The organism is Rhodohalobacter sp., assembly GCF_041686455.1.
Classification (GTDB): Bacteria; Bacteroidota; Rhodothermia; order Balneolales; family Balneolaceae; genus Rhodohalobacter.
On record NZ_JAWLDW010000035.1, the window covers coordinates 1 to 4,990 of the forward strand.

The 4,990-nt window shown below is 44.1% G+C and carries 5 protein-coding genes; 3 read left to right on the forward strand and 2 right to left on the reverse strand.

The window, feature by feature from the left end:
• Nucleotides 1–327 (reverse strand): type I restriction-modification system subunit M N-terminal domain-containing protein (locus ACESM0_RS06250; protein WP_372904725.1); only part of this gene is annotated, 327 nt, incomplete at its 3' end.
• A 284-nt stretch (nucleotides 328–611) separates the two neighbouring features.
• Here ACESM0_RS06250 and ACESM0_RS06255 point away from each other — a divergent pair.
• A complete protein-coding gene (locus tag ACESM0_RS06255) occupies nucleotides 612–1,934 on the forward strand; it encodes a citrate synthase (protein ID WP_372904727.1) in 1,323 nt (440 codons plus the stop codon).
• A 99-nt stretch (nucleotides 1,935–2,033) separates the two neighbouring features.
• Here ACESM0_RS06255 and ACESM0_RS06260 read toward each other — a convergent pair whose 3' ends face one another.
• Nucleotides 2,034–3,044: a hypothetical protein gene (locus tag ACESM0_RS06260; RefSeq protein WP_372904729.1), complete on the reverse strand. Its 1,011-nt coding sequence runs from the start codon at nucleotides 3,042–3,044 to the stop codon at nucleotides 2,034–2,036.
• Between the two features lie 269 nt (nucleotides 3,045–3,313).
• Here ACESM0_RS06260 and ACESM0_RS06265 point away from each other — a divergent pair, with 269 nt between their 5' ends.
• The gene (locus ACESM0_RS06265) at nucleotides 3,314–3,484 is read left to right on the forward strand and encodes a hypothetical protein (RefSeq protein ID WP_372904731.1); all 171 of its coding nucleotides are present in this window, start codon (nucleotides 3,314–3,316) and stop codon (nucleotides 3,482–3,484) included.
• Nucleotides 3,485–4,112: 628 nt separating this feature from the next.
• A complete protein-coding gene (gene tnpA / locus ACESM0_RS06270) occupies nucleotides 4,113–4,559 on the forward strand; it encodes an IS200/IS605 family transposase (protein WP_372904733.1) in 447 nt (148 codons plus the stop codon).
• Nucleotides 4,560–4,990: the final 431 nt, after the last annotated feature.

The following is a 4,990-nucleotide window of genomic DNA, read 5'->3' on the forward strand; positions in this document are numbered from 1 at the left end:
CACCTCCCAACGGGCCAGCGGCGGCACCCAAAACACATTTTTGGCTACGTAGTAATCACGAACTTCCAGCTCCTCCTCGATGAACTCTTCATACTCGTCATCAGACATGTCATCCTGCGGGATGTAGTAGTCGTGATCGGGATCTCGAAACTGCTTCCGAAGTTCCTGCCTGCGCTCTTCAAACGCATCGGATACATACTTCAAAAAGATGAGTCCTAATACCACATGTTTATAGACAGCAGCATCGAGATTATTGCGGAGTTTATCGGCCGCACTCCAGAGTTTTTTATCGAGGTCTTTGAGGAATTCCTGCTCGGCTTTGTTCATATTCTTGATGATATATCTGTTTGTTAATCATTTGATTATAGGGAACGAGGGAGAATAATGAAAAAATTGATTCTAAAACTTATTGGTACCTGATAAATTGTATTTAATCTCACTGACATCATATTGTCATTTGTGTGAAGTGTGTGCGGTACGGTTTCCAATTATTATTCCGTTCTCTAATGCCGACAAAAAGATTTTATTCAAAAATCCATAGGAATTTCCCTGATGCCGGCATCCAACTATCTCTTATACAAAAAGCGCTTCCAATCAGTTATATTTATAGAATGAAAAACAGAAAAGAAAAATTAAATGAGGAATCCGTTATGGATAAAGCAAAGCTAATTATTGGAAATGATACCCATGAACTTGATCTCATCGAAGGAAGTGAAGGAGAAATAGCGATAGATATTTCGAATCTGAGGAACGAAACCGGCCTTATAACATCCGATTTAGGGTATAAAAGTACGGGAGCCACTAAAAGCGCCATCACATTTCTGAATGGAGAAGAAGGGGTGCTGCGGTACAGGGGATATCCCATTGAGCAGCTTGCTGAAAAATCATCGTTTCTGGAAGTGGCCTACCTGCTGATTTACGGAGATTTGCCAAGTGCAGATGAATTAACAAGATTCAGAGATGGAATAACACGGCACACTCTTATTCATGAAGATATGAAAATGCTCTATGAGGGATACCCGGCCAAGGCCCACCCCATGGGTGTACTGGCATCCATGATCGGAGCTCTGTCCACATTTTACCCGAACGCCCAAGGCTCCGAATTGGATCCGGAAGAGGTTGATCTGACGATCCGCCGTTTGATTGCAAAAATCACCACCATTGCGGCGTGGTCGTACCGAAAATCGCAGGGCTTTCCGATTATGTACCCTCAAAACGAGCTGGATTACTGTTCAAATTTTCTGCACATGATGTTTGCGCTGCCCACGGAGGAGTACGAGATCAACCCAACCATTGTAAAAGCTCTGAACACACTGTTGATTCTACACGCCGATCACGAACAGAACTGCTCTGCATCCACGGTCCGGATGGCCGGTTCATCCCACGCCAGCCTTTATGCGGCCATCACGTCCGGAGTTTGTGCCCTGTGGGGGCCACTGCACGGAGGGGCCAATCAAAAAGTGATTGAAATGCTGGAGCAGATTCATCGCGAAGGCAGCGACGTTGCCAGAATGGTGGAGAAAGCCAAAGATAAAAGCAGTGACTTTCGCCTGATGGGATTCGGCCACCGCGTATACAAAAACTTCGATCCGCGGGCCAAGATTATTAAAAAAGTAGCTGATGAAGTATTGAATGAGCTCCATACTGAGGACCCGCTCCTTGAGATTGCCAAATCGCTCGAGGAAGTCGCCCTGAATGATTCCTACTTTGTAGAGCGGAAGCTCTACCCGAACGTCGATTTCTACTCCGGCATCCTCTATCGCGCCATCGGCATCCCAACCGAAATGTTCACCGTGATGTTTGCACTGGGACGCCTGCCCGGCTGGATTGCCCAATGGAAAGAGATGAGAGATAATCACGAACCCATTTCGCGTCCGCGCCAAATCTATGTTGGCCCGAACAAACGAGACTACGTGGATCTGGAGAACAGATAAACGGCAGGTTCCTTTAACATTGATATGAGATCACTCAAAATATGGGTGATCTCATTTACTTTTAATGAGTTTTTAAAAAAGCAATGCCGGCTGTTCTGTTTAAAAATTCACCGCTCTCTGGTAGTAGAACATGTCGTTTTGTGGTTTCTGGATAATGTCTCTTTCGATGAGAACGTCCGTCGCTTCCGTGTAAATCCAATGGTACCAGAAGATAAAGAACTCTTCGAATGAGATCTCTTTATCAAAATTCAGCTCTTGGTAGGCGGCTTCAAAATCGGGCCGGTTTCTGTTCAGGATATCGAGCAGCGTGGGGAAAAAGAGGTCGGGCATGGTTTGGGTGATCAGCTCCGTATCGTGTTCATCAAACACATGGATATACTTCTCTTCATAATTATCCCAGCCCGGGTTCGACGATGTTCGCCGGTTCCCAAACACGGAGATACCTGTGGAGTCACTCCAGTGTAGCCCCATGTTGCCATACATGCCGTAGGGTTCGGTGTCGGCGGTAAGATCATCTTCAACAATGCCAAGGTAATACCGGCTTCCGTTTCTTAACGGCCGCTGCTGATTTATAAACTCGCCTTCCACGCGTTCAATTTGAAAATTATCGAGGACCACGTTGCTCAGATAAAAGAGAGACAGTTCACGGAAATCATGCCGCTGTGAAATGTGCGCTTCGTCATGGATTGCCTTGATTTCAGGCAACCGGCTGTATATGCTGTCTGCAATTTCATTCGCTACATTCCGGGCTTTTAATTCCATCAATTTTCCCCGCTCCAACGTGAATATCCCAAGGGCCGGCTTAAGTTCGTTTCCCTCCTTTTCGAGCAGTCTGTTTTCAATAAGGGCATCGATGTTCTTCTCTGTTATTTCAGAACTCCAGTTCAGTTCATGTTCAATGTCAGAAAGCGGAATATCGTAGTGCAGGGAAACCAGGAACTGGGCAAGGCTATCTTTATTGATATCTAGTTTGGGGCCGTCGAATCCCGAAATTTGATACACCCTGAACGGGGAGTCAAGAATATCATCTATGGTTCTTTTGTTATTCGCAGAACAGCTCGCCAAAATCATGACCGCAAGTACGGTCATTAAAATGTTCACAGTTTTCATACGCCCATCCCTTTCTTTTTAAAAATGATCTGTTTTTGACGCTATTATGTTTTGCCTTTGTTCCGGGTTTGCCCGCAACATTTGCATTTAACCAACACTGTTCAGGATTTAAACTGTTTAGATAAAGAGTTTTAGATGTTTTACCCTCTAATATTAAAATAATGAACTTGCTAACGACTACCTAGCAGATAACATCTTGAAATCGTTATTACCCGGCATCGGCCGGCTGCTCTGATCAGACATGAACAATTCTGTTTGGCAAAGGGTATATGGCCATCCCGGATGACAAATGGGTAGCGGTGAGCCGAAGAGTCCGTGAGGAGCAAAAAAACGGTAAAGAGTACTATGCCTGTCGCGGTGAACAGTTATCAAATTTACCGGAAAGTTTAGAAAACCGGCTCTTAACTGCATTTCTAAACCGGTATCAGGAGCAGGTTTAGAAAGGGTGACAATAGAATTCCATTTTAACGGTGTATTTATAGATGTTATCAAGCCTGACATTTAAAAAAATGTCTGACATCAAACTCTTCCAAACCCTCCGTCAAAAGCGGGAGAAGTACGTGCAGTTTAAGCAGGGCATGTTGCAGGAGTTGTTGACCGGGAACGTGCGGTTGGTCACGGATTAAGGGGATATCATGAAACACTCCAAATCCAAAACTCCGAAAGAGTTTAATGTAATTAGCTCCGAGCGCAGCTCGGGGAAACAGAACATGCAGTGTGTTTCAGAACCCTGAAGGGGTTCAACATGAATAGCGCCGGGTGTAACCCGGTGGTTACGAAACGATCATTTACCGATTCAGAACTCCGAAGGAGTTCAATGTAATTAGCCCTGAGCGCAGCTCAGGGAAACAAGTCAGGAAATGTATTTCAGAACCCTGAAAGGGTTCAACCCCTCTCGGGGTTGGTTAAAGGCCGGTGGCCATTCATGACCCCGAGCTGTGCACGGGGCTATTCACGTTCAATCCCATTCGGGATTGATAAATACCAAATTATTGTCATCCAGATTTGCAGTTTTGACAAATGAGGTTAGATTTTAAACTTATCCAAAATAAATCGAGAGTCAGAAAAATGAGCACTTATACCCAAATCCTATATCAAATTGTCTTCAGCACCAAAAACAGAAAACCAGTACTCCTCAAAGAAAACCGTGAAAAATTGTACAAAGATATCTGGGGTATCCTGAAAAACAAAAATTGCCATCTTTATCGGATCAACGGCGTTGAAGACCATCTGCATATTATAACCCATCTGCACCCATCTATTTCATTATCAAACCTTGTAAAAGATATTAAACTGGGAAGCAGCAATTATATGAAAGAGAATCAACTATTCCCGGATTTTGATGGATGGCAGGAGGGTTACGCTGCGTTTACATATACAATCAAAGAAAAAGAGGGTCTTATCCGATACGTGCAAAACCAGGAAGAACATCATAAGAAAATGACGTTTAAAGAAGAATTGGTAGTACTGCTGAAAGAACATAATGTTGAATTTAATGGAAGGTATTTGGTGTAGATTTATTGTAAGCGTGCTGTAAATTTGAGTCAGAAATGTTTTATCGTTGTCACAAATCATATATCCGAAGTAGATTAGTGTAAATATCTCCGTGCGAAGCCCGGGAAAAGAAAGATGGCGACAATGACAGAACCCCGAATGGGGTTCAACAACAATAGCCCCGGGTACGGCCCGGTGGTTACGAAACGATCATTTCCCGATTCAGAACTCCGAAGGAGTTTAATGTAATTAGCCCTGAGCGCAGCTCAGGGAAACAAGACAGGAAATGTATTTCAGAACCCTGAAAGGGTTCAACCCCTCTCGGGGTTGTGATGCGGCATTGTACCATTCATACCCCGAGCTGTGCACGGGGCTATTCACGTTCAATCCCATTCGGGATTGATAAATACCAAATTATTGTCATCCAGATTTGCAGTTTTGACAAATGAGGT

What these genes read in the sequence shown, in the direction of transcription:
- ACESM0_RS06255 (WP_372904727.1), top strand. Translation starts at nt 612, where the DNA reads ATGAAAAACAGAAAAGAAAAATTAAATGAGGAATCCGTTATGGATAAA.
- ACESM0_RS06260 (WP_372904729.1), bottom strand. Translation starts at nt 3,044, where the DNA reads ATGAAAACTGTGAACATTTTAATGACCGTACTTGCGGTCATGATTTTG.
- ACESM0_RS06265 (WP_372904731.1), top strand. Translation starts at nt 3,314, where the DNA reads ATGGCCATCCCGGATGACAAATGGGTAGCGGTGAGCCGAAGAGTCCGT.
- tnpA (WP_372904733.1), top strand. Translation starts at nt 4,113, where the DNA reads ATGAGCACTTATACCCAAATCCTATATCAAATTGTCTTCAGCACCAAA.